Source organism: Streptomyces sp. H27-H1 (genome assembly GCF_026627445.1).
Taxonomy (GTDB): Bacteria; Actinomycetota; Actinomycetes; order Streptomycetales; family Streptomycetaceae; genus Streptomyces.
Genome location: NZ_JAPNLJ010000001.1, coordinates 166,678 through 190,129, shown reverse-complemented (window position 1 = coordinate 190,129; position 23,452 = coordinate 166,678). Strand labels below are relative to the sequence as shown.

General features: G+C 70.4%; 21 protein-coding genes. 15 read left to right on the top strand and 6 right to left on the bottom strand.

Going from position 1 to position 23,452, the window contains the following annotated elements; genetic code table 11:
- The first annotated feature begins 271 nt into the window (after positions 1-271).
- Positions 272-1,882, top strand: coding sequence for a PP2C family protein-serine/threonine phosphatase (locus OTB20_RS00855; protein ID WP_267814498.1), 1,611 nt, complete (start codon positions 272-274; stop codon positions 1,880-1,882).
- A 249-nt stretch (positions 1,883-2,131) separates the two neighbouring features.
- A complete protein-coding gene (locus OTB20_RS00850) occupies positions 2,132-3,598 on the top strand; it encodes an aminopeptidase P family protein (protein WP_267814497.1) in 1,467 nt (488 codons plus the stop codon).
- A 56-nt stretch (positions 3,599-3,654) separates the two neighbouring features.
- On the opposite strand, the gene OTB20_RS00845 is transcribed toward OTB20_RS00850, so the two are convergent.
- On the bottom strand, positions 3,655-4,125 hold the full coding sequence (locus OTB20_RS00845) for an ATP-binding protein (protein ID WP_267814496.1): 471 nt from the start codon (positions 4,123-4,125) through the stop codon (positions 3,655-3,657).
- A gap of 300 nt (positions 4,126-4,425) precedes the next feature.
- On the opposite strand from OTB20_RS00845, the gene OTB20_RS00840 reads away from it, so the two are divergent.
- The 9 genes from OTB20_RS00840 to OTB20_RS00800 all read left to right on the top strand — a co-directional run bounded on the left by OTB20_RS00840 (position 4,426) and on the right by OTB20_RS00800 (position 14,198).
- Positions 4,426-5,241 (top strand): hypothetical protein, encoded by an 816-nt coding sequence (locus OTB20_RS00840; RefSeq protein WP_267814495.1) that lies wholly within the window; start codon positions 4,426-4,428, stop codon positions 5,239-5,241.
- Positions 5,242-5,351: 110 nt separating this feature from the next.
- On the top strand, positions 5,352-6,071 hold the full coding sequence (locus tag OTB20_RS00835; RefSeq protein WP_267814494.1) for a YcnI family protein: 720 nt from the start codon (positions 5,352-5,354) through the stop codon (positions 6,069-6,071).
- Positions 6,072-6,140: 69 nt separating this feature from the next.
- Complete coding sequence (locus tag OTB20_RS00830) at positions 6,141-6,794, top strand: SCO family protein (protein WP_267814492.1); 654 nt, start codon at positions 6,141-6,143, stop codon at positions 6,792-6,794.
- Positions 6,791-7,291 carry a copper chaperone PCu(A)C gene (locus OTB20_RS00825; RefSeq protein WP_267814490.1) on the top strand — a complete coding sequence of 167 codons (501 nt, stop codon included), beginning with the start codon at positions 6,791-6,793 and terminating at the stop codon, positions 7,289-7,291. The genes OTB20_RS00830 and OTB20_RS00825 overlap by 4 nt, the downstream gene beginning before the upstream one ends.
- 22 nt (positions 7,292-7,313) lie before the next feature.
- Positions 7,314-9,311: a copper resistance CopC/CopD family protein gene (locus tag OTB20_RS00820; RefSeq protein WP_267814488.1), complete on the top strand. Its 1,998-nt coding sequence runs from the start codon at positions 7,314-7,316 to the stop codon at positions 9,309-9,311.
- A gap of 5 nt (positions 9,312-9,316) precedes the next feature.
- Positions 9,317-10,606: an iron uptake transporter deferrochelatase/peroxidase subunit gene (efeB, locus tag OTB20_RS00815; protein ID WP_267814487.1), complete on the top strand. Its 1,290-nt coding sequence runs from the start codon at positions 9,317-9,319 to the stop codon at positions 10,604-10,606.
- Between the two features lie 42 nt (positions 10,607-10,648).
- On the top strand, positions 10,649-11,584 hold the full coding sequence (gene pheA / locus OTB20_RS00810; RefSeq protein WP_267814486.1) for a prephenate dehydratase: 936 nt from the start codon (positions 10,649-10,651) through the stop codon (positions 11,582-11,584).
- Between the two features lie 527 nt (positions 11,585-12,111).
- Entirely contained in the window at positions 12,112-13,389 is a 1,278-nt protein-coding gene (serS, locus tag OTB20_RS00805) for a serine--tRNA ligase (RefSeq protein WP_267814484.1), read from the top strand.
- A complete protein-coding gene (locus OTB20_RS00800; protein WP_267814482.1) occupies positions 13,386-14,198 on the top strand; it encodes an HAD family hydrolase in 813 nt (270 codons plus the stop codon). The genes serS and OTB20_RS00800 overlap by 4 nt, the downstream gene beginning before the upstream one ends.
- A gap of 204 nt (positions 14,199-14,402) precedes the next feature.
- On the opposite strand, the gene OTB20_RS00795 is transcribed toward OTB20_RS00800, so the two are convergent.
- The 5 genes from OTB20_RS00795 to OTB20_RS00775 form a co-directional block, all read right to left on the bottom strand.
- On the bottom strand, positions 14,403-15,053 hold the full coding sequence (locus OTB20_RS00795) for a rhomboid-like protein (protein ID WP_267814480.1): 651 nt from the start codon (positions 15,051-15,053) through the stop codon (positions 14,403-14,405).
- Between the two features lie 99 nt (positions 15,054-15,152).
- Positions 15,153-15,872 carry an ABC transporter permease gene (locus OTB20_RS00790; protein ID WP_267754432.1) on the bottom strand — a complete coding sequence of 240 codons (720 nt, stop codon included), beginning with the start codon at positions 15,870-15,872 and terminating at the stop codon, positions 15,153-15,155.
- Between the two features lie 14 nt (positions 15,873-15,886).
- A complete protein-coding gene (locus tag OTB20_RS00785; protein ID WP_267814479.1) occupies positions 15,887-16,798 on the bottom strand; it encodes an ABC transporter ATP-binding protein in 912 nt (303 codons plus the stop codon).
- Positions 16,795-17,682, bottom strand: coding sequence for an ABC transporter permease subunit (locus tag OTB20_RS00780; protein ID WP_267814478.1), 888 nt, complete (start codon positions 17,680-17,682; stop codon positions 16,795-16,797). The genes OTB20_RS00785 and OTB20_RS00780 overlap by 4 nt, the downstream gene beginning before the upstream one ends.
- A complete protein-coding gene (locus OTB20_RS00775; protein WP_267814476.1) occupies positions 17,672-18,700 on the bottom strand; it encodes an ABC transporter ATP-binding protein in 1,029 nt (342 codons plus the stop codon). Before OTB20_RS00775 ends, OTB20_RS00780 begins: the two co-directional genes overlap by 11 nt.
- A 227-nt stretch (positions 18,701-18,927) precedes the next feature.
- On the opposite strand from OTB20_RS00775, the gene OTB20_RS00770 reads away from it, so the two are divergent.
- The 4 genes from OTB20_RS00770 to OTB20_RS00755 are packed head-to-tail and all read left to right on the top strand — an operon-like array spanning position 18,928 to position 23,402.
- Complete coding sequence (locus tag OTB20_RS00770) at positions 18,928-19,797, top strand: M24 family metallopeptidase (RefSeq protein ID WP_267754439.1); 870 nt, start codon at positions 18,928-18,930, stop codon at positions 19,795-19,797.
- Positions 19,798-19,802: 5 nt separating this feature from the next.
- On the top strand, positions 19,803-21,575 hold the full coding sequence (locus tag OTB20_RS00765; protein WP_420716297.1) for an SDR family oxidoreductase: 1,773 nt from the start codon (positions 19,803-19,805) through the stop codon (positions 21,573-21,575).
- A gap of 14 nt (positions 21,576-21,589) precedes the next feature.
- Complete coding sequence (locus tag OTB20_RS00760; RefSeq protein WP_267814474.1) at positions 21,590-22,477, top strand: metal-dependent hydrolase; 888 nt, start codon at positions 21,590-21,592, stop codon at positions 22,475-22,477.
- Positions 22,478-22,487: 10 nt separating this feature from the next.
- A complete protein-coding gene (locus tag OTB20_RS00755; protein WP_267814473.1) occupies positions 22,488-23,402 on the top strand; it encodes a MerR family transcriptional regulator in 915 nt (304 codons plus the stop codon).
- The last annotated feature ends 50 nt before the right edge of the window (positions 23,403-23,452 follow it).

Here is a 23,452-nt window from a genome sequence, read left to right as displayed (position 1 = left end):
TGAAACGTCCGGCGAAGGCGGTACGCGACCCGGGACTGCGCGGGGGAACGGCTGTCGTCGATGGGGACGACGGGCCGTGCCCGGCGGTTCCCGGCGGGCACCGGGCTGCGCCAACTCTCCCCGGGTGCAACCGATTACGTACCCGGACAGGCTGAAGGACTCGCCCAGTCGACCGCAAAAACCGCCCGCTCCCTGCCCTTTCCGGCCAAGTTCTAGCCTTGACCGAACAGTGAGTTGCCGCCCCACGGACACCAGGATTCCCAGCTGGGCAATGCTGGACATCGCTCCTCGTGTGCGTGTAGATGTGGATTCATTGATAGCGGCGCAGCATGATCTGGGGGTTTGCGATGCTATATGGCGAATCGCACCAGCTGGAAAGGCGGACGCCATGAGCGCCCCGCATCTGCCGAAAGTGGCTGGAATCGATCCAGCTGTCACAGCGTCCCCGCACACTGTGGCGCCCACACCGGTGCCCACCACCACGACCACGACCCCGCGGACGGCCCACGCTCCGGCACAGGGCCCCGCCGCGAGCTCGGTCATTCAGGACCGGCTCGCGGGCATGGTCTCCGACCTCACCACCCTCCACGAACTCACCGAGCGGCTCGCCCGCGCCTGTGACCTCACCTCTTCCCTCCAGGAGTTCCTGCGAGCGGGTGCCTCCCTCGTCGGCGCCCGGCGCGGCCTGATCGTCCTGGAGCCCTCCGACGGACTCGGCCCCACCACCACGATCGGCCTCGGGCTGGGCCACGCCGACCTCGGCCACATCGAGACGGTGCCGCGCAGCGCCACCTCGCACGGCCGCATCCTCGACGGCCTGCCCGACGCCCACGGCGGTTCCGAGGTCCTCCCCGAGCCCGGAACGAACCCCGGCCCCGGCGCCGGGGGGCACACCACCCCGGTCGACCCCCGGCACCGCGAGGTCGCCGCCCGCCTGGGTTACGCCGCCAGCTACTCGCTGCCGCTGACCGCCGAGGCCATCGGCCGGCTCGGTGCGGCCGTCTGGCTCTACGACGAACAGGCCGAGCCCAGCGACCGCCAGCGCGACCTGGCCGGGCTCTACGTCCGGCACGCCGCCGAGCATCTCGCCCGGATGCTGGAGGTGGAGCGCGCCCGGTCCAGCCTGGCCATCGTCGCCGAGGAACTGCTGCCCAGCAGGCTCCCGCGGATCCCCGGGGTCCAGCTCGCCGCCCGGCACCACACCGGCCCGCACGGCGGAGGCGACTGGTACGACGCGCTGCCGCTGCCGGAGGGCGCCCTCGGGCTGGCCGTCGGCTCCGTCACCGGGTCGGGCCCCAGCGCCATCGCCGCGATGGGCCGGCTGCGGGCCTCGCTGCGGGCGTACGCCGTCATGGAGGGCGAGGACCCCGTCGCCGTCCTCTCCGACCTGGAGCTGCTGCTGCGCCTGACCGAGCCCGCGCGCTCGGCGACCGCGCTCTTCGCCTACTGCGAGCCCGCCGGTGGCCAGGCCGGCGGCCGGCCGGGCGACCGGGGACGCAAGCTCATCCTGGCCGGAGCCGGGCACACTCCGCCGCTGCTGATCGGCGAGCGGCGTACCGAGTACGTGGAGACCACCCTCTCCGCGCCGCTGGGGATGCTGTCCTGCTGGGAGGCCCCGAGCGTGGAGATCGAGCCCGCGCCCGGAGAAACGGTGCTGCTCTACACGGACGGGCTGCTCCGTCGGACCGGGGACCCGATGGACCGGGCGTACGCGCGGCTGCACGCCGCCGCCGCGGGGATTCCCCGTAGCGCCCGCGAGGACCCGGCCGCCATCTGCGACCACATCCTGCGGACGGTGCTGCCGGACGGCGAAGGGGGCGGCGGCATTTCGCCCGCGGACACCTCCGAGGACATCGTGCTGCTCGCGGCACGGTTCGAGTGATGCGGGACGGGTGATGCGGGACGGGTGATACGGCACGGGTCACGCGGGACGGGCCACACGGGACACAGAAGGTGTGATGCGGACGTGTGACGCGGGACGTGAGACGCGGGACGTGAGACGGTTCGAGCGGCCCGGGGCGTGTGACCCGGTTTGGCGGATTTGTCACACGACCCGTCGGGGGGAGTCCGCTCACACATACGATGGATGAGGTCCATACCCGGTCCGTGTCCGTCGTACTGAGGAGAAGACGTGGCTGACGAGCTCACCCCGGAGACCCCGGAAGAAGAGCAGCCCAAGAAGAAGCACAAGCAGCGCAAGAACGGGCTGTACCCGGGTGTCAGCGAGGAACTCGCGGCAAGCATGCGCACCGGCTGGGCAGACACCGAGCTGCGTGGACTGGAGCCGATCGCTCAGGCCGTGCACACCGCCGCCCGCCGCTCCGCGCTGTCCCGGCGCTTCCCCGGTGAGCGCCCCGTCGTCCCCGCCGGCCGGCTGAAGACGCGCTCGAACGACACCGAGTACCCCTTCCGCGCCTCGACCGAGTACGCGTACCTCACCGGCGACCAGACCGAGAACGGCGTCCTGGTCCTGGAGCCCACGGGGGAGACCGGCCACACCGCCACCGTCTACCTGCTGCCCCGCTCCGACCGCGAGAACGGCGAGTTCTGGCTCTCCGGCAGCGGCGAGCTGTGGGTCGGCCGCCGCCACTCCCTCACGGAGGCCGAGCAGCTCCTGGGCATGCCGGCCAAGGACGTCCGCAAGCTCCCCGAGGAGCTGGCCGAGGCCGAGGGCCCGGTCCGCACCGTGCGCGCCCACGACTCCGTCATCGAGACCGCCCTGACCGACAAGGTCACCAAGGAGCGCGACGAGGAGCTGCGCGTCTACCTCTCCGAGGCCCGCGCCGTGAAGGACGCGTTCGAGATCGGCGAGCTGCAGAAGGCCGTCGACTCCACCGTCCGCGGCTTCGAGGACGTCGTGAAGGTGCTCGACAAGGCCGAGGCCACCTCCGAGCGCTACATCGAGGGCACCTTCTTCCTGCGTGCCCGCGTCGAGGGCAACGACATCGGCTACGGCTCCATCTGCGCCGCCGGCCCGCACGCCTGCACCCTGCACTGGGTCCGCAACGACGGCGACGTCCGCTCCGGCGACCTGCTGCTGCTCGACGCCGGTGTGGAGACCCACTCCCTCTACACCGCCGACGTCACGCGCACGCTGCCGATCAGCGGCACGTACACCGACATCCAGCGCAAGATCTACGACGCGGTCTACGCCTCCCAGGAAGCCGGCATCGCCGCCGTCAAGCCTGGTGCGAAGTTCCGCGACTTCCACGACGCCTCGCAGCACGTGCTCGCCGAGAAGCTCGTCGAGTGGGGCCTGGTGGAGGGACCGGCCGAGCGGGTCCTGGAGCTCGGTCTGCAGCGCCGCTGGACCCTGCACGGCACCGGCCACATGCTCGGCATGGACGTCCACGACTGCGCCGCCGCGCGCACCGAGGCGTACGTCGAGGGCACGCTGGAGCCGGGCATGTGCCTGACCGTCGAGCCCGGTCTGTACTTCCAGGCCGACGATCTGACGGTGCCGCAGGAGTACCGCGGCATCGGCGTCCGGATCGAGGACGACATCCTCGTCACGGAGGACGGCAACCGGAACCTGTCGGCCGGGCTGCCCCGCACCTCGGACGAGGTCGAGGCGTGGATGGCGCGGCTCAAGAGCTGACGCCCCCGTACGCGCCGATGGGCGGAACCCTCGTCGGGTTCCGCCCATCGGCGCGTCTACGACACCTTCAGCAGTGCGCCGTCGCGCCACTTCAGCATCTTGTCGAAGCTGACCACCGCGCCCCGGCCCGGCCGGTTGCGGAACCGGACGTGGTCGGCGAGTTCCTCGATCAGGTGCAGGCCCCGGCCGTGCTCGGACAGCGAGGGTCTGCGCCGGGACACCGTCGCGGCCGGGAACCCCGGACCCGAGTCGCTCACCTCGATGCGGCAGCGGTCCCCGTCCAGGTAGGCCGTGACGTGGTACGCCCCGGTCCCTTCCGGAGATTCGCCGTCCGTGAATCCCGAGCACGGGGCTTCGCGGCCACCGTGCTCCACCGCGTTCGCGCACGCCTCGCTCAACGCCACCGACAGGTCGAAGGAGATGTCCGGGTCCACCCCCGCCGTCTCCATCGTCCCCAACAGCAGCCGCCTCGCGAGGGGCACACTCGCTGCTTCGCGCCTCAAGTGGAGAGACCACCAGATGCTCATAGGGTTACGTATTGCCTCCCCGCGCCGGGGCTAAGCCCCCCAGGGGCGACAGAGCCCTCATTCGGCCGATGCGGCTCTCCCGGGCGGCGGTGTATGCGGGGCTGCGCATGGGGGAGTGCGCGGGAGCGCGTACGGGGGCGCGCACAAGCATCCGCGAGAAGTGAGTACGGGCATCCACGGGGAGAGGTGCGGGGGGCATCCGTACACGGAACGCGTACGAGGCATCCGTGCGCGGGGATGCAACTATCTGTCGCACCTGCCGTATGAGGCGCCTGAGCCCAGTGCGATGATGGCCCAGCCATGACTGCCCCCCACGCGACGCAGGCCGGACTCGGCCTCAGGCTGATCCGGGCCGCGGTGTTCACCGCGGTCTGTGTCGTGCTGTCCGCGGTCGGGCACGCCCTGGCCTCCTGCGCGACGGTGCCCTGGTGGTCCCTGTGCGCCGGCTTCCTCTCCGTTTTCGCGGTCGCGGCCCCGCTCGCGGGACGCCGCCGGTCGCTGCCCGGCATCGCCGCGGCGCTGGCCGGCGGACAGCTCGCGCTGCACACCCTCTTCGGCCTCGGCCAGCACAAGGCCCCGGCGGGCGGCGGTACTTCTTCGGAGACCTCGCTCGCGGCACTGGCCGCCCAGTTGGTGTGCGGGGGCAACTCCGTCCCGCTCAACCCGGCGGATGCCCGGCGGATCGTGGAGAGCGCCGGGCTGGACCCGGACGCCGTGGCCGCGCAGGCCGAGGCTCAGGGCCACATGGCCCACGCCTCCATGGGGCAGGGCCTCGTGGAGCCGGCCACCGGACTCGTCGGCCTGCTCAGCCCGGCCATGCTGATCGGGCACCTGCTGGCCGCACTCGCCGCCGGCTGGCTGCTCGGGCGCGGCGACGCCGCGCTGTTCCGCCTCCTCGAACTGTCCAGGCTCTCCGCCGGAGCCGGACCGGTGCGCCCGCTGCGCGCCGCGCTGGCCTACGTACGGGCCCTCGGCGCGGGGCTCGCGGGCAGGCCTGCCCGTACCCCGCGGGCCGCGGGAGCCGGGACCGGTCCCGCGCTCTTCACGGGCCGGGACGCACTCCAGCACACGGTGATCAGGCGCGGGCCGCCGACGGCATTCGCCCTCGCAGCCTGAAGCGGCATCTGTTCTCCCCGGGACTCACATCGGGAGTACCGGTGCCGCGAACTCCGTGCGCGCCGCGTGCGGAGCCGCCGTCACCACCGCTTCCGTGGAGTGTTTCTGCCGTGAAGACCTCTCGCGTCTCCTTCGCCGCCGCCCTCGCCGCCGGTTCCGTCCTCCTCCTGTCCGGCACCGCCTTCGCCCATGTCGGCGTGCAGCCCGGCGAGGCCACCAAGGGCGGCTACGCCACGATCAACTTCAAGGTCCCCAACGAGCGGGACGGCGCCGCGACGACCCAGCTGGAAGTCAACTTCCCCGTCGACCAGCCGCTCTCCTCCGTCATGCCGCAGGACGTTCCCGGCTGGATCGTGAACGTCGAGAAGACCAAGCTCGACAAGCCGCTCACCGTGCACGGCAAGCAGATCAACGAAGCCGTCACCAAGGTCACCTGGACAGGCGGCAAGATCGAGTCCGGCAAGTTCCAGCAGTTCCCGCTCTCCATCGGCAAGCTCCCCGACAACGCCGACAAGATGGTCTTCAAGGCGATCCAGACCTACGACAACGGCGAGGTCGTCCGCTGGATCGAGGAGGCCAAGGAAGGCGCTGCGGAACCGCAGAACCCGGCCCCCGTCCTCAAGCTGAACGCCGCCCCGGCGGAGGGCGACCACCACGACGCGAAGACGGACGGCGACAAGAACGCCGCCGCCGACCCCAAGGACAGCCACGACGAGGCGGCTGCCAAGACCGGCTCCGACACCACCGCACGCGCGCTCGGCGTCGCCGGCATCGTCATCGGACTCGGTGGCGTGGCCTTCGGTATCGCCTCGCGCCGCCGCACCTCCTGACCTGCCGATCCCGCACAGCCGGCCGGCTGCGGATCCACCCGTACAACCCCCGATCTCAGGGACTTTCCCATGCGCACCACACGTGTGACGCTCGCCGCCCTCGTGGCGGCGGCCGCCCTCACCCTCACCGCCTGCGGTGGTGAACCGGCCAAGACCGGCCAGGTCACCCAGATCAGCGAGGGCCAGGCGAAAGCCGGCCCCGCCACCGTGCTCGACCGCCCCTTCGACAAGCCGGACGTCGTCCTGACGGACACCACCGGCAAGCCGTGGAACCTGCGCGAGCAGACCAAGGGCAAGGCGACGCTCATCTACTTCGGCTACACCCTCTGCCCCGACGTGTGCCCCCTGACGATGAGCAACATCGCCGTTGCCAAGAAGGCACTTCCCAAGGCCGACCAGGACAAGCTCCAGGTCGTCTTCATCACCACCGACCCGGAACGGGACAATCCCGAGTCCCTCGGCGCGTGGCTCAAGGGCCAGGACCCGGCGTTCACCGGGCTGACCGGGGACTTCGCAACCATCCAGGCGGCCGCGCGCACGCTCGGCATCGGTATCGAGGCCGCCAAGAAGGATGCCAACGGCAACGTCGTCTCCATGCACGGCGCCCAGGTCATCGCCTTCTCGCCCAAGACCGACGAGGGCTACCTCCTCTACGGCGAGAGCACCACCGTCGATGACTACACCAAGGATCTGCCGAAGATCGTCAAGGGAGAGAACCCGTGACCGCCCGCACCACCCGCACCCTCGCCGTCGCCCTCTCCCTGACGGCTGCGCTCGCCATATCCGGCTGCTCCGCGGACACCAAGGACTCGGCGTCCGGCTCCGGCGACCAGCCGAAGCTGACGGTCAGCGGCGGCTACATGCCGGAGCCCGTGAACGACAAGATGGCCGGCGCGTTCATGGTCATCAAGAACGACTCCAAGACGGCCGACAAGCTGACCGGAGTCACGAGCCCGCTCTCCGACGATCTGCAGGTCCACGAGACCAAGGATCAGAAGATGCAGCAGGTGCAGTCCCTGGACGTGCCCGCGAAGGGCGAGCTGCGGCTGGCGCGCGGTGGCAGCCACGTCATGTTCATGGGGCTCAAGAACACCCCCAAGGTCGGCGACAAGGTCACCGTCGAACTGCGCTTCGAGAAGTCCGGCCCGGTCAAGGTCGAGCTGGACGTCAAGGAGCGGACGTACAAGGCTCCGGCATCCACCGATGGCACCTCCCACTGACGGACCGAGGGACTGAAACGCCATGACGGCCACCGCCCCGACCCCATCCACGGCCCGCGTCCGTGCCACGGCTCTCCTGCCGCGGCTCACGCTGGTCCTCGCGGCCCTGCTGACGGCGTTCTTCGCCGCGGCCGGCCCGGCCTCGGCCCATGCCGCCCTGACCGCGAGCGACCCCACGGACGGGGCGGTGGTCGCCACGGCGCCCGCCCAGGTCACCCTCACCTTCTCGGAGGGGGTCGCCATGAACGGCGACTCCATCCGCGTCCTGGATCCCCAGGGCAAACGCATCGACACCGGTGAGCTGCGCGACCTCTGCAGCGGGAACACCATCCAGTACGGCACCGCCCTGCGCCCGGGGTTGCCGGACGGCACCTACACCGTCGCCTGGCAGGCCATATCCGCCGACAGCCATCCGGTCTCCGGCGCCTTCACCTTCTCCATCGGGGCCCCCTCCGAGACCGCCTTCTCACTGCCCTCGCGCACGGCGGGCGACGGGCCCGTCGCCATCGCCTACGGCATCGCACGCTACGTGGCCTACGCCGGGTTCGCGGTGCTCGTCGGCGGCGCCGCCTTCATCCTCCTGTGCTGGCGCCGGGGCGCCGCCGAACGGCCCATGCAGAAGCTGGTCGTACGGGCCTGGGTCGCGCTCACCGCGGCCACCCTCGTGATGCTGCTGCTCCGCAACCCCTACACGGGGTCGGGGAACTTCGCCGACGCCTTCGACCTCACCGGGCTGAAGGCCGTCCTGGAGACCAAGTCCGGGGCCTCGCTCGTCTCGCGACTCCTTCTCCTCGGCGCCGCCGCGCTGTTCATCACCGTCCTGTTCGGCTCCTATGCCCGGCGCCACACCTCGGACGCGGCTTCCGACAGCCCCGAAGAGGACGTTAAGGCGGAGAGCGACCTCGTCTTCGGGCTCGGTATCGGCGGAACCGTCGTCGCAGGAGGTATCGCCGCCACCTGGGCGTTGTCCGAGCACGCGTCCACCGGTATCCAGCCCGGCCTGGCCATGCCCGTCGACATCCTGCACCTGCTGGCCGTCGCCACCTGGCTCGGCGGACTCACTGCATTGCTCGTCGCGCTCCACAAGGTGCCCGGGATCGAGCGGGCAGCCATCCGGCGCTTCTCCACCGTCGCCTTCACCAGCGTCCTCGTCCTGGCCTGCACCGGCACCTATCAGGCCTGGCGCCAGGTCGGCAGCTGGTCCGCACTGACGGGGACCGACTACGGCCGGCTGCTGCTCATCAAGATCGGCCTCGTCGGCACCGTCGTAGCCATCGCCTACACCTCCCGGAAGTGGACCTCGCGGCTGGCCGGGAGCGAGGGAGCGGCCGAGGGTGAGGGAGCGGCCGAGACCGAGGCTGAGGCTGAGGGCGCCTCCGATGTTTCACGTGAAACATCGACCGTCACCCCGGTTGCCACCGCCGTCCCCGACAGCGGCGCCTCCAACCCCCGGCGAGCCGCGCAGCTCGCCCGCCAGAGTGCCGCCCGGCGCACCGCGCGGGAGAAGCAGGCGCGCGACGCCGACCCGGGCCGCTCCGGCCTGCGCCGGTCCGTCCTCGCCGAGGCCGGTGTCGCCGTGGTCCTGCTGGCCGTCACCACCATCCTCACCAGCACCGAGCCCGGCCGCGCCGCGGAGCTGGAGGCCGGCCGCGGCTCCACCGCGACCGCCGTTCCGGACCGCGCGGTCAAGGTCACGCTGCCCTTCGACACCGGCGGTCAGAACGGCAAGGGTTCGGTCAGGCTTCAGCTGGACCCGGGCCGCGTCGGAGCGAACACGCTCCACGTTTGGGCCGAGACCCCCGACGGCAAGCCGCTCGATCTGCCCGAGCTCAAGGTGTCCTTCACCTTGGAGGCCAAGGAGATCGGCCCGCTTCCCGTCCTCCCCGAGCGCGCCGTTCCGGGGCACTGGAGCGCGTCGGGTGTCCAGCTTCCGCTGGCCGGCGACTGGCGGATCGACGTCACCGTCCGCACCTCCGACATCGACCAGACGACCGTCCAGAAGAACGTGAAGATCGGCTGACCAGCATGACCCAGAACAGCGACACCACCGAGACCACCACAGGGCTCCCCGGCATCGAGATCTCCCGGCGCCGCCTGCTGGGCACGGTGGGCGCCGCGAGCGCCGCCGGGCTCGCACTCGGCGCCGCCGGCGCGGCCCTGGTCCAGTCCGAGGGGCCCGGGTCCGGGACGACGGGCTCCGGCGGCGCTCCCGGCAGCCTCGGCGCCACACAGGTCGCCTTCCAAGGTGATCACCAGTCCGGCATCACCACACCTCTTCAGGCAAAGGGGCACGTACTCGCCTTCGACCTGGCGCCCGGCGCCGGGCGTACCGAGGCCGCCGCCCTGATGCGGCGGTGGTCCGATACCGCGCGCCGGCTCATGGCGGGCGGGACGGCGCCGGTCGCCGACACCGGCATCGCCCTCGGCTCCGGCCCCTCGTCCCTCAGCGTCACCTTCGGTTTCGGCTACTCCTTCTTCGAACGCACCGGCCTCACCGGCCGCCGCCCCGCCGCCCTCGACCCGCTGCCGGGCTTCTCCTCAGACCGGCTCGATGCCCAGCGCAGCAACGGCGACCTGTGGGTGCAGATCGGGTCCGACGACGCGCTGGTCGCCTTCCACGCGCTGCGCGCACTGCAGAAGGACGCCGGAGAGGCGGCCCGGCCGCGCTGGCAGATGAACGGCTTCAACCGCTCTCCGGGTGCCACCGCGGCACCCATGACGGCCCGTAACCTCATGGGCCAGGTCGACGGCACCAACAATCCGAAGCCCACCGAGGCCGACTTCGACAAGCGGATCTTCGTCCAGGGGACGGTGCCCCCGGAGCACGCCTGGATGGTCGGGGGCTCGTACGCCGTCGTACGCCGTATCCGCATGCTCCTCGACGACTGGGACCAGCAGTCGCTCGCCCAGCAGGAGCAGGTCATCGGCCGTACGAAGGCCACCGGTGCCCCGCTGACCGGAGGCGGCGAGACCACCGCCATGGCCCTCGACAAGATCGGCTCCGACGGAAAGCCGGTCATCGCCTCCAACGCGCACGCCCGGATCTCCGCGCCCGCACAGAACGGCGGGGCGGCCATGCTCCGGCGCCCCTTCTCCTTCCACGACGGGATCGCCGCGGACGGAACACCCGACGCGGGACTGCTCTTCATCTGCTGGCAGGCCGATCCGACGCGCGGCTTCGTCCCCGTCCAGCGCAAGCTCGACCGCGGCGACGCCCTGTCGCAATTCATCCGGCACGAGTCGAGCGGCCTGTACGCGGTGCCGCCCGGTGCGAGCGCGGGGGAGTACGTGGGCCAGCGGCTGCTCGAAGGGTGAACAGCCCGGGTGGCGTCCGGGCCCCGGCATTAGGCTGATCGCATGTCGGCCACCCGCTTCACCTATCTCGGTCCCGAGGGCACGTTCACCGAAGCCGCCCTTCGAACCCTCCCCGAAGCCGCGACCCGGGAGCTCGTCCCGATGGTTTCGGTGCCGGCCGCCCTGGACGCCGTGCGCAACGGCGAGGCCGCGGCGGCCTTGGTCCCGATCGAGAACTCGGTGGAGGGCGGGGTCACCTCGACCCTGGACGAGCTGGCCGCCGGCGTACCGCTGATGATCTACCGCGAGGTGCTCCTCCCCATCGCGTTCGCGCTGCTGGTGCGGCCCGGGACCAAGCTGTCGGACGTCAAAACCGTCACGGGGCACCCGGTCGCCCAGCCGCAGGTGCGCAACTGGCTGCGGTCGAACCTTCCAGACGCCCTGTGGGAGTCGGCGGCGTCCAATGCCGACGGTGCCCGGCTGGTCCAGGAGGGCCGTTTCGACGCCGCCTTCGCGGGCGAGTTCGCGGCCGCCACCTACGGGCTGGTCCCGCTCGTGACCGAGATCCACGACGCGCAGAACGCGGAGACCCGCTTCGTGCTCGTCGGGCGTCCTGCCCGGCCGGCCGCGCCGACCGGCGCGGACAAGACCTCCGTCGTGCTGTGGATGGACGACGACCACCCCGGTGCGCTCCTGGAGCTGCTCCAGGAGTTCGCCGTCCGCGGGGTGAACCTGATGCTGATCCAGTCCCGGCCGACGGGTGCGGGCATCGGCAACTACTGCTTCGCCGTCGACGCGGAGGGGCACATCTCCGACCGCCGGGTCGGCGAGGCGCTGATGGGCCTCAAGCGCACCTGCCCCCAGATCCGGTTCCTCGGCTCCTACCCGCGCGCCGGTGTCGCTCAGGGTGACGTTCAGGCCGCCCGGGCCGGCACCTCGGACGGCGAGTTCACCGCGGCCTCGGACTGGCTGTCGCGCTGCCTCGACGGGCGCCCCTAACGCTCTGTCCACTGTCCACAGAGTTATCCACAGGGGCGGATGCGGGCCTGGGGATAAGTCGACAGAGTGGCACGACAAGGTCGACAAATCGGTCGGGGGGCGCAGCTTTCGCGCTGACGAGCGGGAGGTGAACGGCGTCACCCGTGTATCACCGATCAACTCTTTGGGGCGAGTCATTCCCACCCGAATGAGTGTGTGAGGGTGGTTTGAACCCTGATTGAGCTCGCTCGCTCCACAGTCGAGATGGATCTATTCCTGTGTCCACAGATCTGGCGCACAGCCTGTGGATAAGCCGGTTCTCCGGGGAATTCCTGTGGACAAGGAAGGCCCTCCCGTCCTGCTCAGAGGCCGCCCGATCGCTGCCACCCTGCCCCTTTTCGACGAATGGGGCCTGTTTTATCGGCCCCGGCGGAAGGATCGGTTCCAGTCCCCGGCCGGAAGTTTTCCATTCGCGGCAATTGAGACAAAGCGACACGCAGCGTGATATCGGTGCTCTCCCGGGAAGCACGGCCCGGTAGCCTGGTGGGGTGATTGACCTCCGGCTGCTCCGTGAAGACCCTGACCGTGTCCGCGCCTCGCAGCGCGCCCGTGGAGAGGACGTCGCCCTCGTCGACGCGCTGCTCTCCGCCGACGAGCGCCGCAGGTCTTCCGGCATGCGATTCGACGAACTCCGCAGCGAGCAGAAGTCGCTCGGCAAGCTCATCCCCAAGGCCTCTCCGGAGGAACGGGCAGAGCTGCTGAAGAAGGCCGATCAGCTCAAGCAGGACGTCAAGGCGGCAGAAGCCGAGCAGAACGAGGCGGACGAAGCCGCCAAGCAGCTGCTCCTGCGCCTCGGCAACATCGTCCACACGGACGTGCCCGTCGGCGGCGAGGAAGACTTCGTCGTCCTGGAGACGCACGGCACCATCCGCGACTTCGGCGCCGAGGGCTTCAAGCCCAAGGACCACCTGGAGCTCGGCGAGTCCCTGGGCGCCATCGACGTCGAGCGCGGCGCCAAGGTCTCCGGCTCGCGCTTCTACTACCTCACCGGTATCGGCGCCCTGCTGGAGCTCGCCCTCGTCAACGCGGCCATCGCACAGGCCACCGAGGCCGGCTTCATCCCGATGCTCACCCCCGCGCTGGTCCGCCCGCGCGCCATGGAGGGCACCGGCTTCCTCGGCCAGGCCGCGGAGAACGTGTACCACCTGGAGAAGGACGACTACTACCTGGTCGGCACCTCCGAGGTCGCGCTCGCCGCGTACCACATGGACGAGATCATCGACGCGGACAAGCTGCCGCTGCGCTACGCCGGCTTCTCCCCGTGCTTCCGCCGCGAGGCCGGCACGTACGGCAAGGACACCCGCGGCATCTTCCGCGTCCACCAGTTCGACAAGGTCGAGATGTTCTCCTACGTCGCGCCGGAGGACGCCGAGGCCGAGCACCAGCGGCTCCTGGACTGGGAGAAGCAGTGGCTGACCGCCCTCGAGCTGCCGTTCCAGGTGATCGACGTCGCCACCGGCGACCTGGGTTCCTCCGCTTCCCGCAAGTTCGACTGCGAGGCGTGGATCCCCACCCAGGGCAAGTACCGCGAGCTGACCTCCGCCTCGAACTGTGACGGCTTCCAGGCCCGCCGCCTGTCGATCCGCTACCGCGACGGCAAGAAGACCGCGCCGCTGGCCACGCTGAACGGAACGCTGTGCGCGGTCCCGCGCACGATCGTCGCGATCCTGGAGAACCACCAGCAGGCCGACGGTACGGTCCGAGTTCCCCCGATGCTCCGCCCCTACCTGGGCGGCCGGGAAATCCTGGAGCCGATCGCCAAGTGAGCACGGCCCCGTTCCCGTACAAGCTCGTCGCGACCGATCTCGACGGGACGCTGCTGCGCGGCGACGACACCGTCTCGGAACGCACGCGTGAGGCGCTCCTCGCCGCCACCGCGGCGGGCGCAGCGCACATCATCGTCACCGGCCGCGCCGTGCCGTGGACCCGGCACATCCTGGACGACCTCGGCTACAAGGGCATCGCGGTCTGCGGACAGGGCGCGCAGGTCTACGACGCGGGCGCGCACCGGCTGCTGACCTCGGTGACGCTCGACCGGAAGCTGGCCGCGCTGGCGCTGGAGAAGCTCGAGGCCGAAGTGGGCCCGCTGGCGATCGCGGCCAGCCGGGACGGAGTCGAGGGCGAGGTGCTCTTCGGCCCCGGGTACAAGGTCCAGGGGGACCTTCCGGCGCTCTACCTGGAGGACACCTCGCAGGTGTGGTCGGCTCCGCTGAACAAGCTGTACATCCAGCACCCCGAGCTGGACGAGGACGCTCTCGTCCAGGTGGCCCGGGAGACCGTGGGCAGTCTGGTCGGCATCGTCATGGCCGGTCCGGGTGTCGTGGAGATCCTGCCGCTGGGCCTGAGCAAGGCCACCGGCCTCTCGCTGGCCGCGCGCCGGCTGGGGGTGAAGGCGGCCGACACGATCGCCTTCGGCGACATGCCCAACGACATCCCGATGTTCGGCTGGGCCGCGCACGGGGTCGCGATGGCCAACGCCCACGTGGAGCTCAAGGCGGTGGCCGACGAGGTCACCACCTCCAACGAGGAGGACGGCATCGCCGTGGTCCTGGAGCGTCTGCTGGGCGCCACTTAACGACGCGCACGACGTAGGGAAGGGTCCGGAACGGCCCGCGCCGCGAGGCGCGCTCGAAGTGGCTGTTCCGGACCCTTTTTGTTGCTCCCCGCACGGCTCACTCTGCCCCTGCCGCACGCCTCGTACCAGTCAATTTCCGTGGCTGAGACGTGAGATCCGAGCGCTCCTGATCATGTTTCACGTGAAACATCGGTGCGGCGCGGTCTACGGGGCCGTGCGCTGCGGGTGCTTGGGATGCGGGTGCCGGGTCAGGGGCCAGGCAAGGAGGCCGACGGCGAGTGCGATGGCGTGGCCGAGGTCCGTGAAGGTGCCGCCGGTGGCGAGCGGGAGTCCGAAGAACGCCACCGATCCGGCCAGGTAGAACCAGCGCCAGGGGCCGGGCAGGCGGTACGTCAGCACCCCGACGGCGGTCGCGAGTCCGTAGCTGACACCGATGTCGACGACGTGGACCATGCTGCGCGGGGCGCGGTGGTCCTCGATCGCCATCAGGACCAGTTTCTGGCTTATCAGGGTCGCCGTGATGTGTCCGGTCGCGATGATGAAGAGCCAGCGCAGGGTGCCGAGCCAGCGTTCGACGTTGGCCTGGAAGATCTCGAAGAGGACGAGGTAGAGCGGGAGCGAGGCCGGATCCGCGATCCAGAACGCGCTGCTGAGCAGTGCCCTTATGGGGTGCTGGGCGAGCTCGTGGATGTTGCTGCTGTTGCGGTGGAGCAGCACGTGTTCGAGATGGTCGGGCACGATCACGACCACGAGGCTGGTGACGATGATGATCAGCAGCCAGATGTGGGTGCCGGGCGCGGAGCGTATCCAGGACCGCACTGGCCTGGACGGCTCGGGCTCGGAGTACTCGATCATGCACCGAGCATCTCGCGCAAAACTGTGCCCCGCCCGGCCGGTGGGCCGGGCGGGGCACAGTTTCACGTGAAACATCCGGTGGACGCCGGTGCGGGAGGTTTACTCCTCGCCCGCCAGGGTCAGACGGCGCAGCTTCTGTCCGGCGTAGAAGGTGGCGCCGACGGTGACCGTGACGAGCAGGATCGCCGCGGTGGGCAGCCCGACGGTGGCGTCCACGTACCCCTCGCCCGCGACCTTCTGGGCGAGGGCCAGCGACCACTGCTGGACGCTGAGGGTCTTGGCGCCGTCGACGAGGCTGCCGAAGAGCGACTCCCAGATCAAGGCGTAGACCAGGCCGAAGACGACCGCGTGCCGGCTGACGGTGCCCAGCAGCAGGAACAGGGCGCTGTAGGCGACCGAGGCGACGAGGGCCGCGACGGTGTAGGCGACGGCGATCTGCTGGCCGTTGCCGTTGAGGATGAAGCCGGCGATCAGGGTGGGGATCGCGGAGAAGACCATGGTGACGGCGATCGCGACGGTCAGCTTCGTCATGATGATCGTCGGGCGCTTCACCGGCTTGGAGAGCAGGTAGACGATCGAGCCGTCGTCGATCTCCGGCCCGATGGCTCCGGTGCCGGCGATGACGCCGATCAGCGGGACCATCGTGGCCAGGGCGAAGCCTCCGAGGAGATCGGCGGCGACCTTGTCGTCGAGGCCGGTGAAGGCACGGACGGCGATGGAGATGGCGATCAGCAGGACGGGCAGCGCGCAGAGGATCAGCGCGCGGCGGCGGCCGAGCAGGGCCCGGTAGGTGAGCCGGGCAACGGTGGGGTTGTACATCAGTGCCAGCTCCTTCAGGCCGCGACGAGGTAGGAGAAGACCGACTCTAGGGACTCGTCGGAGGGCGAGACCGTCAGCAGCCGGATGCCGTGCTCGCGGGCGACCCGCGGCAGCAGCTCGGTGAAGCGCCCGAAGTCGACGGCCTGGATGCGCAGGGCGCCTTCCTTGAGGTCCACCTCGATCCCGGCGGTGGACGGGTCGGCGATCAGGGCCGCGGCGAGGGCCCGGTCGTCGGAGGAGCGGACGAGATAGCGGTGCGGGCGGTCCGTCATCAGGCGGCGGATCTTGCGGAAGTCGCCCGATGCGGCGTGCCGGCCGGCGACGACCACCTCGATGTGGGAGGCGAGTTGTTCGACCTCCTCCAGGATGTGCGAGGAGAAGAGCACGGTGCGGCCGTCGTCGCCCATGCGTCGCAGCAGGTCCATGAGCTGCATGCGCTGGCGCGGGTCCATGCCGTTGAAGGGCTCGTCGAGCAGGAGCACCGACGGGTCGTGGACCAGGGCGGAGGCCATCTTCACGCGCTGGCGCATGCCCTTGGAGTACGTGGAGATCTTGCGGTCCTGGGCGTACTCCATCTCGACCGTGGCCAGGGCCCGCTGGGCGGCCGCGTCGTCGAGGCCGTGCAGTTCGGCGTTGGCGACGACGAACTCCTTGCCGGTGAGGAAGTCGTACATGGCCTCGCGCTCGGGCACCACGCCGATCTGCTTGTAGACCTGCTCGTTGCGCCAGATCGGGGTGCCGTCGAGGGTGACGGTGCCGGTCGAGGGGGCGAGGAAGCCGCCCATCATGTTGATGAGGGTGGACTTGCCGGCGCCGTTGGGGCCGAGCAGACCGGTGACTCCGGGACCGATGCGCATGGTCACGTCGTTGACGGCGACGACGTTCCCGAACCAGCGGGAGGTGTGGTCGATGTCGATGATGGTCACAGCCCGGCCTTCCGGTAGCGGGCCATCAGGGCGGCGTAGGAGCCGGCGATGAGGCCGAGGATGACGAGCAGGTAGACGCAGCCGGCGGCGGCCGAGGGGGCCTCCTGGCCGGGGAAGGCGGAGGTCGCACCGAGGAACGCGGCCTGGAACCCGTCGATGAGGGTGATCGGGGAGAACAGCCCCAGCCACTCGACGACTCCGGTCGAGCCGGTGCTGAAGGCGATGCCCTGGACCGCGGTCACCGCGCCGTAGGGGATCAGGAGCACGGCGATGATGGCGGCGACGCCGAAACCGCGGCGCGGGGTGAGCGCGGCCATGACCAGGCCGAGGCCGGAGAAGAGGAGCGACAGCAGGAGTACCGACACCAGTGCCTGTCCGAATCCCTTGGTCTGGTCACCGAAGTCGAACTTCGCGAGCAGCGAGCCGACGTACATGATCACCAGCGGGGTCACGGTGAGGATGAACAGCGCCGAGGCCATGGCAGCGAACTTGGCGAGCACGTAGTCGACGCGCTCGATCGGCCGCGAGAAGTACAGCGGCACCGTCTTGAAGCGCAGGTCGCGGGAGACCGACTGGGGCGCCTGCGACGCGAGGTAGAGGCCGATGATCACCTGGGTGGTCAGGGCGTACGTCGTGTACTTGATCGGCAGGTCGGTGGAGCCGGGTACGGCGATGGCCACCGCGACGAGGATCAGCGCGGGAACGCACATCACCGCGAAGAGCAGCATCGGCAGCACCTTGGACTTGGCCGAGCGGCCCAGTCCGTAGGCCCCGCGCAGGGACTGCGAGAACAGCGACGTGCGGGCGTAGGCGCGGCCGAGCCGGGGGCCGTCGTAGGACCGGTAGCCGATGTTGTGGATCTGGGTCGAGGTGTCAGGCGCCATCGGAACCGGCTCCCTTCTGCTGGGTGGCCGCCCAGGCAGCGGCCTGGGCGAACTGGGCGGCGGACTGGGCGGCGGCCGCGTCGCTGTCGCGGAAGACCTCCGCGATGTGGTGGCGGCGCTGTTCCATGCGGACCAGGCCGATGCCGAGATCGGCCACCGTGTCGCGGACGGTGTCATAGGTGGCGTCGCCGGTGGCCTCGACGAGGAGGATGTGGCCGGCTCCGGGCAGACCCTCCTCCTCGCCTGCGTGCAGCTTCACTCCCGCCTCCGTGAGCGCCTTGCGCAGGGCGGTGGTGCCGTCCGGGTGGGCGTCGGAGTCGGTGACCTCGACCGCGAGGGTCGTGGTGGTCTGGGTGAAGTCGCTGGTGGAGCTCGAGCGCAGCAGCTTGCCGCCGTCGACGACCACGACGTGGTCGCAGGTCCGCTCCAGCTCACCGAGCAGGTGGGAGGTGACCAGGACCGAGATGCCGAAGTCGGTGTAGACGCGGCGGATCAGGCCCAGCATCTCGTCGCGGCCGACCGGGTCGAGGCCGTTGGTGGGCTCGTCGAGGAGGACCAGCTGCGGGTCGTGGACAAGCGCCTGGGCGAGCTTGACGCGCTGCTTCATGCCGGTGGAGTAGCCGCCGATGGGGCGGTAGCGCTCCTCGTACAGCCCCACGTGGCGCAGCGTGTCCGCGGTGCGCTCACGTGCGGCGGTTGGCGGGAGCCCGGACATGCGCGCCATGTGCACGACGAACTCGGTGGCCGAGACGTCGGGGGGCAGGCAGTCGTGTTCGGGCATGTAGCCGACGCGCTCGCGGATCGCGCTGCCATGGGTGGCTACGTCGAGTCCGAGCACGGCGGCGGTGCCCTCGGTGGCGGGGGAGAGTCCCAGCAGAATCTTGATCAGCGTGGACTTGCCGGCTCCGTTGGCGCCCACGAGCCCGGTAACGCCGGGCCCGATGTCCAGGGAGAGCCGGTCGAGGGCGGTCACTCGGGGGTACCGCTTGCTCAGGCTTTCGGTCGCGATGACAGTCACGTGGAAGACGTTAGCGGCGCTCCGGGGCCGGATCGTCAGACCTGGAGCTGGATCTCTTCTCCGCCTTCAGGACTACGGACCCTGACATGAGGCTGACTCACGGCTGATGCGTACCGGACAACTTTGTCCACAGGTCCACGCACGGGCCTTGACGTGACCTCCGGTCATTGTCACATTCATCAGTGTCAAGTTACGGGCGCGTACGGCTACACGGACGGACGGCTGGCATGGCTGGGGACACCAAGCAACGCACGAAGCGACGCACCACGGAACTCTCCGCCGAGCTGCGCGGGTTCAGGGAAGTGCAGCGCCTCTCCTACGAGTGCGCGGAGGCCGTCGCGGCGCAGCTGCGCCCCGGAGTGACCGAGCGCGAGGCCGCGCGCATGCAGCGCGAGTGGCTGCGCGAGCGGGGGGTGAGGGACTGGTTCCACATGCCGTTCGCCTGGTTCGGAGACCGGACCGCCTTCACCAACTTCAAGATCCCCCTGCAGTTCTTCCCGACGAACCGGGCCCTGGAGCCGGGGATGCCGTTCATCCTCGACATGGCCCCGGTCTACAAGGGCTACACCGCGGACATCGGATATTCGGGCAGCCTCGGCCTCAACCCGGTGCAGGACCGGCTCATGTCCGATCTGAAGGACCACCGCGCGCTGATCCTCGACCAGGTGCGCGAGCGCCGCTCCCTGCGCGACATCTACGAGGAGGTGGAGCGGCTGATGATCCGGCAGGGGTACACGAACCGGCACCGGGCCTACCCCTTCGGCGTCATCGCGCACAAAATAGACCGGGTCAAGGAGCGGAGCTGGTCACCGACGGCGTTCGGGTTCGGCACCCAAGCCCTGAAGGGGCTGGCCTCCGACGCCCTGCGCGGCCACCGCGAGGGCTGGTCCCCGCTGTGGAGCCCCTACCACTTCTCCGACCACGCGCCGCAGCCCGGTCTGTGGGCGGTGGAGCCGCACCTGGGCTTCCGGGGCACCGGCGCGAAGTTCGAGGAGATCCTGGTCGTGACCGACTCCCGGGACCCCGAGGAGAGCGCGTACTGGCTGGACGACGATCTGCCGCACGTGCGGCGCTGGGCTGAGGAGAAGGCGGCATGAGCGCAATGACGGACGCGGGCCAGGCGGGCGCGCGCGAGCGCTGGGTGAGCACCGGCGGAGTCGAGCTGTGCGTCGTCGAACTCGGCGACACCGACCGGCCGACCGTGGTCCTGGTGCACGGGTACCCGGACAGCAAGGAGGTCTGGTCGCAGGTCGCCGAGCGGCTGGCCTCCCACTTCCACGTCGTGCTCTACGACGTACGGGGCCACGGGCGCTCCACCGCCCCGCAGCCGCTGCGCGGCGGCTTCACCCTGGAGAAGCTGACCGACGACTTCCTCGCGGTCGTGGACGCGGTCAGCCCCGACCGCCCGGTCCACCTGGTCGGCCACGACTGGGGCTCCGTGCAGGGCTGGGAGTTCGCGACGGTCGCCCGTACCGAGGGCCGGATCGCCTCCTTCACCTCGATGTCGGGGCCTTCCCTCGACCACTTCGGGCACTGGATCAAGAAGCGCATGGCCCGGCCCACCCCGCGCCGGGCCGCCCAACTGCTGAGCCAGGGCGCGAAGTCCTGGTACGTCTACATGCTGCACACCCCTGTACTGCCGGAGCTCGCCTGGCGCGGGCCGCTCGGCAAGCAGTGGCCGAAGATCCTCCAGCGGATGGAGAAGGTCCCGGCCGGGGACTACCCGACGGCCTCGCTGCCTTCCGACGCCGCGCACGGCGCCTGGCTCTACCGGGACAACGTCCGGGCGCGGCTGCGCCGGCCGCGCGCCGACGCGTACGCCCACGTACCCGTCCAGCTCATCACCCCCACCGGGGACTCCTTCCTCTCCGAGCGGCTCTACGACGAGCTGGAGCTGTGGGCCCCGGACCTGGTGCGGCGCACCCTGCCGGCCAAGCACTGGGTGCCGCGGACCCGGCCCGACCAGCTGGCCGCATGGATCACCGAGTTCGTCACCTCCCGGGAGGAGCCCGCCACGAGGGTGCCGGAGCAGAAGGCTCCGGGCAGGTACGCGGACCGCTTCGGCGGCCAGCTGGTCCTGGTGACCGGAGCCGCCAGCGGCATCGGCCGGGCCACCGCCTTCGCGTTCGCCGAGGCCGGCGCCCGCGTGGTGTGCGTGGACCGGGACGGCGAAGGCGCGGCCCGGACTGCCGACATGGCGCGCCTGGTCGGGTCGCCGCAGGCCTGGGGCGAGTGCGTAGACGTCAGCGACGAGCAGGCCATGGAGAAGCTCGCCGCGAAGGTCGCCGCCGAGTACGGGATCGTGGACGTCCTGGTCAACAACGCCGGGATAGGTCTGTCGGGTCCCTTCCTGGAGACGAGCGCCGAGGACTGGAAGAAGGTCCTCGACGTCAACCTGTGGGGCGTCATCCACGGCTGCCGGCTCTTCGGCAAGCAGATGGCCGAGCGTGGACAGGGCGGACACATCGTCAACACCGCCTCCGCGGCTGCCTACCTGCCGTCCAGGACCCTGCCGGCCTACAGCACCTCCAAGGCGGCGGTGCTGATGCTCAGCGAGTGCCTCCGGGCCGAGCTGGCATCGAAGTCGATCGGGGTCTCGGCGATCTGCCCCGGCATCGTCAACACCAACATCACCGCCACCTCCCGCTTCGCCGGAGTGGACGAGGCCGAGGAGAAGCGGCGCCAGCAGAAGTCCTCCCGGCTCTACGGTCTGCGCAACTTCCCGCCGGAGAAGGTCGCGGACGCGATCCTGCTCGCGGTCGTGAAGAACCAGGCCGTGGTGCCGGTGACCCCCGAGTCCAAGGGCGCCCTGTGGATGTCCCGGTTCGCGCCGGGGACGCTGCGGCGATTCGCGAAACTGGAACCCAAGTTGTGAGCGGGGCGGCGCATGTGATCGCACCGCGGAGGGTGGCCTTCGACTGGAAGACCACCCCGCTGCACTGGATACCGGACGAGCCCACGGCCACCCACGTCATCAATGTGCTGCACCTGCTGCTGCCGGCCGGTGAGCGGTGGTTCGTGAAGGTCTTCAAAGAGGGCCTGCCCCTGGTCACGGACCCTAAGCTGCGCAGCGACGTGAAGGGGTTCATGGGGCAGGAGGCCACACACAGCGTGCAGCACTCCTACGTCCTGGACCACCTGGCCGAACAGCGGCTGCCCACCGAGGCCTACACGAAGCACGTGGACTTCCTCTTCGAGAAGCTGCTGGGGGAGACCCCGCCGTTCGGTGCCCCGATCACGGCCCAGGAGTGGCTGCGCTTCCGGCTCTCGCTGGTCGCCGCGATCGAGCAGTTCACGGCGGTCCTCGGGGACTGGGTGCTGAGCGCCGAGGGACTGGACGCGGCCGGAGCGGACGAGAGCATGCTCGATCTGCTGCGCTGGCACGGCGCGGAGGAGGTGGAGCACCGCTCCGTCGCCTTCGACATGTACCAGCACTGCGGCGGCGCGGGCCTGCCCCGCTACGTGCGCCGCATCGAGGGGATGGCGGTGGTCGCGCCGGTCCTGGGCTGGCTGTGGATCCTGGGGGCCTCCTACCTCCTGCGCAGCGACCCGGAACTGCGCGGACGGACGCGCTACTCGCTGCGCGAGCACAACCGCGCCGTGGCCAAGGGGCTGCTGCCCACTTGGAGAGAGCTCGGCATGGCCATACCACGCTACCTGCGGCGGTCGTACCATCCCTCGCAGGAGGGCTCGCTGCGCAGGGCGGTCGAGTACCTCGCGGCTTCACCTGCCGCCCGGTCAGCCGTGGGCGCGGTCGGCCGAGCCGCCATGTCGTAGGGAGCCGGGATTGTCCGATCAGGCAGTAGCCGAGTACCGGATCGAGGATCTGGCGCACCACAGCGGTGCGACCGTCCGCACGATCCGGGCGTACCAGGACCGCGGTCTGCTGCCGAAGCCGGAGCGGCGGGGCCGTTCCAATGTCTACCGGGACACGCATCTGGCGCGGCTGCGCCAGATCGCCGACCTGCTGGACCGCGGGTACACCCTGGCCTCCATCAAGGAACTGCTGGAGGCCTGGGACGCGGGCCGCGGGCTCGGCGGAGTCCTCGGGCTGGTGGCAGAGGTGCACGGGCCGTGGACGGACGAGGAAGCGGCCCGGATAAGCCGGGACGAGCTGAACGACCGGTTCGGAGGCACACCCGACGACGACGCGGTCGGCGAGGCGTGCGAACTGGGCGTGCTGGAGCGGATACCGGGGCGCCCGGACCAGTTCCTCGTACCGTCGCCGCAGGAGCTGGCCGTGGCGGCCGAGCTGTATGCCGCCGGGGTCCCGCTGCCCGCGATCACCGGTCATCTGCGGGAGCTGCGCGGTCAGGTGGAGCTCATCGCCTCGCGCTTCCTGGAGTTCACCACGGAGCACGTCTTCGCCCGGTACCTGGGGGCCGTCCCCCCGACGGACTCCGACGCGGCCGAGGCGGCCACGATGGTACGAAGGCTGCGGCCACTGGCGCAGCAGACGGTGGACGCGGAACTGGCGCGGGCGATGCGCCTCTTCGCGACCCGGCACCTGCAGCGGCACCTCGGGGCCGTCGGGACCCCGCAGCCGGCCGGGCCCGCCCTGGTGGCACTGCCCGCGGAGACCGTGCGAGCGGTGCAGGAGCTGGTGGGGGCCGACCATGTGGCGGAGTTCGTGCGGGCTGCCACGGAGCGGGAGTTGCAGGCCCGGACGATGAACGATCTGGCCAGTCGGGGCGGCCGGTAGTGCTCGCTCAGTAGTCCACAGGCCGGATCACGCTTTTGCCGCCGAAACCG

Excerpts from the sequence above, each read along its gene's own strand:
- OTB20_RS00830 (WP_267814492.1), top strand. The coding sequence starts at position 6,141 with ATGCGCACCACACGTGTGACGCTCGCCGCCCTCGTGGCGGCGGCCGCC.
- OTB20_RS00790 (WP_267754432.1), bottom strand. The coding sequence starts at position 15,872 with ATGTACAACCCCACCGTTGCCCGGCTCACCTACCGGGCCCTGCTCGGC.
- OTB20_RS00780 (WP_267814478.1), bottom strand. The coding sequence starts at position 17,682 with ATGGCGCCTGACACCTCGACCCAGATCCACAACATCGGCTACCGGTCC.
- OTB20_RS00770 (WP_267754439.1), top strand. The coding sequence starts at position 18,928 with ATGGCTGGGGACACCAAGCAACGCACGAAGCGACGCACCACGGAACTC.
- OTB20_RS00820 (WP_267814488.1), top strand. The coding sequence starts at position 7,314 with ATGACGGCCACCGCCCCGACCCCATCCACGGCCCGCGTCCGTGCCACG.
- OTB20_RS00840 (WP_267814495.1), top strand. The coding sequence starts at position 4,426 with ATGACTGCCCCCCACGCGACGCAGGCCGGACTCGGCCTCAGGCTGATC.
- OTB20_RS00855 (WP_267814498.1), top strand. The coding sequence starts at position 272 with ATGCTGGACATCGCTCCTCGTGTGCGTGTAGATGTGGATTCATTGATA.
- pheA (WP_267814486.1), top strand. The coding sequence starts at position 10,649 with ATGTCGGCCACCCGCTTCACCTATCTCGGTCCCGAGGGCACGTTCACC.
- OTB20_RS00795 (WP_267814480.1), bottom strand. The coding sequence starts at position 15,053 with ATGATCGAGTACTCCGAGCCCGAGCCGTCCAGGCCAGTGCGGTCCTGG.
- OTB20_RS00765 (WP_420716297.1), top strand. The coding sequence starts at position 19,803 with ATGACGGACGCGGGCCAGGCGGGCGCGCGCGAGCGCTGGGTGAGCACC.
- efeB (WP_267814487.1), top strand. The coding sequence starts at position 9,317 with ATGACCCAGAACAGCGACACCACCGAGACCACCACAGGGCTCCCCGGC.
- OTB20_RS00845 (WP_267814496.1), bottom strand. The coding sequence starts at position 4,125 with ATGAGCATCTGGTGGTCTCTCCACTTGAGGCGCGAAGCAGCGAGTGTG.